The sequence below is a fragment of the Amphritea pacifica genome (assembly GCF_016924145.1).
GTDB lineage: Bacteria > Pseudomonadota > Gammaproteobacteria > Pseudomonadales > Balneatricaceae > Amphritea > Amphritea pacifica.
Genome location: NZ_JAFFZO010000256.1, coordinates 1 through 255, shown reverse-complemented (window position 1 = coordinate 255; position 255 = coordinate 1). Strand labels below are relative to the sequence as shown.

Sequence of the window (255 nt, the reverse complement as noted above, 5' to 3'; positions counted from 1 at the left end):
CCCCCCCCCCCCCCCCCCCCCCCCCCCCCCCCCCCCCCCCCCCCCCCCCCCCCCCCCCCCCCCCCCCCCCCCCCCCCCCCCCCCCCCCCCCCCCCCCCCCCCCCCCCCCCCCCCCCCCCCCCCCCCCACCCCCCCCCCCCCCCCCCCCCCCCCCCCCCCCCCCCCCCCCCCCCCCCCCCCCCCCCCCCCCCCCCCCCCCCCCCCCCCCCCCCCCCCCCCCCCCCCCCCCCCCCCCCCCCCCCCCCCCCCCCCCCC

1 protein-coding gene is annotated in these 255 nt (G+C 99.6%); it reads right to left on the bottom strand.

Annotated elements, in window-relative coordinates:
• A partial coding sequence (locus JW499_RS23310) for a hypothetical protein (protein ID WP_045631777.1) occupies nucleotides 1-255 on the bottom strand: 255 nt, incomplete at both ends.